Source organism: Nocardiopsis sp. NPDC058631, assembly GCF_042716955.1.
Lineage (GTDB): Bacteria > Actinomycetota > Actinomycetes > Streptosporangiales > Streptosporangiaceae > Nocardiopsis.
The window spans coordinates 1-3426 of record NZ_JBHXQY010000191.1; the positions used below are offsets into that span (position 1 = coordinate 1).

The following is a 3426-nucleotide window of genomic DNA, read 5'->3' on the forward strand; positions in this document are numbered from 1 at the left end:
GGGGGTCGGGGCCCCCCGGGGGCCCCCCCCCCCCGGGGGTCTGTGTAACAGGTAAACCCCCCCCCCCCCGGGGTGGGGGGGGACGGGGCCGGCGGCGGTGTTTCACGTCAAACACCGCCGCCGGGAACCGGTCGGGGGACGCTCAGAGGTTCTGCGCGCCCATCTGCTCGATGATGCGCGCCAGGTCCTCGGGCGTCGCGAACTCCACCACGATCTTGCCCTTCTTCCGGCCCATCTGGACCTTGACCGTGGTGTCGAAGCGGTCGGAGAGGCGCGTGGCCCACTCGTCCACCTGGGGCGGGTTGGCGATCCGCTCCGAAGCCCGGCGGGGGCGGTCGTCGTCCGGCGCCTCCCGGAGCGAGACCATCTCCTCCAACGAGCGGACCGAGATCCCCTCCTTGACGACACGGCCCGCGAGCCGGTCCTGGAGCTCGGGGTCGTCCACGCCCAGCAGCGCACGCGCGTGCCCGGCGCTCAGCACGCCGGCGGCCACACGCGTCTGCACCTTGCCGGGGAGGTTCAGCAGACGCAGCGTGTTGGTGATGTGCGAGCGCGACTTGCCGACCTGGTGGGCCAGCTCCGCCTGCGTGGTGCCGAAGTCGTCCAGCATCTGCTGGTACGCGGCCGCCTCCTCCAGGGGGTTGAGCTGCTGCCGGTGGAGGTTCTCCAGGAGCGCCTCCCGGAGGAGTTCGTCGTCGTCCGTCCTACGGACGATCGCCGGGATGCGCTCCAGTCCGGCGAGCTTGCTCGCCCGGAACCGCCGCTCCCCCATGATCAGCTCGAAGCCGACCTCCGATCCGACCGGCAGCTTACGCACGACCACCGGCTGGAGCAGGCCGACCTCGACGATCGACTCCCGCAGCTCCTCCAGGGCCTCGTCGTCGAAGTACTTCCGGGGCTGGCGGGGGTTGGGCCGTACGTCGGAGAGCTTGAGCTCCTCCAGGTACGTGCCGTCCGGCATCTCCGCCGGACCGTGCACCGCGGTCGTGGTGCTCGCCTCCGCCGGCTCCGGCGCGGACGGCGGTGCCGTCTCCCGCTCTCTCTCCGCCGGAGCGGGGGCGGGCGGCCCCTGCGGGATCAGCGCTCCCAGCCCCTTGCCCAGACCGCGCCGCTGCTGGCTCACCGGCAACTCCCTCCACACTTCTTGTGAACATTCCGCCCGGCCCCACCGGCCGGGCGGTGATCGTGTTTCACGTGAAACATCCGGCGTCAGCCGGCGATCCCCCGCGCCCGGTGGGCGATCTCCCGGGCGGCCTCCAAGTAGGCCACCGCCCCGGTGGACGCCGGGTCATAGGTCATCACCGACTGGCCGTAGCTCGGCGCCTCGGACACCCGGACGCTCCTGGGGATCAGCGTGTCCAGGACGGTCTCCTTGAAGTGCGTGCGCACCTCGTCGGCGACCTGCTGCGAGAGCCGGGTCCGGCCGTCGTACATCGTCAGCAGGATCGTACTGACCGCCAGCCCGGGGTTCAGGTGCGACTGGACGAGCTCGACGTTGCGGAGCAGCTGCCCCAGGCCCTCCAGGGCGTAGTACTCGCACTGGATCGGGATCATCACCTCGTCGCACGCCACCATCGCGTTGACCGTGAGAAGGCCGAGCGACGGGGGGCAGTCGATGAGGATGTAGTCCAGGTCCTCGGTGTCGTACGCGGCGAAGGCCCGCTTGAGCCGGGCCTCCCGCGCGACGAGGGAGACCAGCTCGATCTCCGCGCCCGCCAGGTCGATGGTGGCCGGGGCGCACCACAGGTTGGGGATGCCGGGGACCGGTTGGGCCAGCTTGCGGATCTCCTCGTCCTCGACCAGGCAGTGGTAGATGGAGCGGGTCTGCGTGTCGCGCTCCATGCCGAGAGCCGTGGAGGCGTTGCCCTGGGGGTCGAGGTCGACCACGAGGACCCGCTGCCCGTGCATCGCCAGGGCGGCGGCGATGTTGACCGTCGTGGTCGTCTTGCCGACGCCGCCCTTCTGGTTGGCGACGCCGATCACCCGACAGGACGCTGGACGGGGCCAGACCTCGTCGTGCCCGCGGACCGCCATGGCCGCATGGGCCGCGCGGGCGAGGGGTGTGTCGGGGACGCCGTAGTCGGTCTCGGCCGGTGTTTCACGTGAATCACCGAGCAGATCTCCATAGGCGCCCTGGGATGTTTCACGTGAAACATCGGCGTTGTCGGCTTGGTTCTGGGGCACGAATGAGTTCACCTCTTCCGTCCGCGCTTCTTCTTGCCGCTCCGCGTCTTCTGGGAACCTGCTGACGCGGGCGGACCACCGTCGGATGTCACCGTGACGCGAACGACCGTGGTAGCGGGATCGACTTTACCCCGCCCCACCCTGATCACATCGCTAACGCTAGGCCGCATTTGGGAAACGTCTTTCCGCCCGGCGGCCAGTTCGGCCTCCGCCTGCTCCCCCTTGAGTGCCAACAGGCTGCCACCCTTGCGCAGGAGCGGGAGCGCCCACCCCGCCAGCCGGGGCAGGGGCGCGACCGCCCGAGCCGTCACGAAGTCGGTCAGCAGCTCCCCGTGGGCCTCCTCGGCCCTCCCCCGGCGCACCACCACGTTGGGCAGCTCCAGGAGCGCCACCGCCTCGTCGAGGAAGACCGTCCGGCGCAACAGCGGCTCCAGGAGGATCATGCGGATGTCCGGGCGCATCAGTCCGAGCACGAGGCCGGGAAGACCCGCACCCGAGCCGATGTCCACGACCTCGGCACCCTCGGGGATCAGTTCCTCCACGACGGCGCAGTTGATGAGGTGGCGTTCCCAGAGGCGGGGCACCTCCCGCGGGCCGATCAGACCCCGACGCACCCCGTCGTCGGCGAGTAGTTCGGCGTAGCGCTGCGCCTTCGGCAGGGAGTCACCGAAGACCGCCTCCGCCTGTACGGGAGGAGCGGGTAGCGCGGCACCGGGGTCCTCAACATCCGAGGTCATCGGTCACCACCTGTCGGAACTCGTCCATCGTCACTTCCATGCTCGGTCCGCCGTACCCGGGGCTCCGCGCGCGGCGCGGCTTCGGTCGGCGAGGGGGATGTGCGCTGCGGCTCGCGGTTCCGCGCGCGTGAGAAAAGATCCTTCATGATCCTATGTGCGGGCGACACCAGGGTTTCACGTGAATCCGCCTCCGGGCGCGTGTCGCGATGTGCCCTCACTCTCCCGCGGCGTCCCCGAGCGCGCGTGTTTCACGTGAAACACCCCCCTCCCCCGCCCTGTGTCCCCCACCGTTTCGCGTGAAACATCGACACGCCGACTTGACGACGCCGGGCTCCGGCGACGTGTCGGCAGGCCTCCCCCGGGCACCCGGCCGCCCGGGGGAGGCGCCTCCACCGCTCCGGTGGCTCTCGGAGCACAGCGGACCGGAACCCGGGCGCGAACACCCCCGCACAGAAGAAGGGGGGTGCCGGTGTTTCACGTGAAACACCGGCACCCCCCGTTGGGG

General features: G+C 70.5%; 3 protein-coding genes. All 3 read right to left on the reverse strand.

Features of this window, described 5'->3' with window-relative positions:
- Positions 1-142: 142 nt before the first annotated feature.
- The 3 genes from ACFWTE_RS29825 to rsmG all read right to left on the reverse strand — a co-directional run bounded on the left by ACFWTE_RS29825 (position 143) and on the right by rsmG (position 2921).
- Complete coding sequence (locus ACFWTE_RS29825) at positions 143-1123, reverse strand: ParB/RepB/Spo0J family partition protein (protein WP_378783288.1); 981 nt, start codon at positions 1121-1123, stop codon at positions 143-145.
- 86 nt (positions 1124-1209) lie between these two features.
- Complete coding sequence (locus ACFWTE_RS29830) at positions 1210-2034, reverse strand: ParA family protein (protein ID WP_378783291.1); 825 nt, start codon at positions 2032-2034, stop codon at positions 1210-1212.
- A 158-nt stretch (positions 2035-2192) separates the two neighbouring features.
- A complete protein-coding gene (rsmG, locus tag ACFWTE_RS29835; protein WP_378783290.1) occupies positions 2193-2921 on the reverse strand; it encodes a 16S rRNA (guanine(527)-N(7))-methyltransferase RsmG in 729 nt (242 codons plus the stop codon).
- Between the last annotated feature and the right edge of the window lie 505 nt (positions 2922-3426).

Bases quoted from the DNA above. Each gene is read 5' to 3' on its own strand.
- rsmG (WP_378783290.1), bottom strand. From the start codon at position 2,921: ATGACCTCGGATGTTGAGGACCCCGGTGCCGCGCTACCCGCTCCTCCC.
- ACFWTE_RS29830 (WP_378783291.1), bottom strand. From the start codon at position 2,034: ATGGCGGTCCGCGGGCACGACGAGGTCTGGCCCCGTCCAGCGTCCTGT.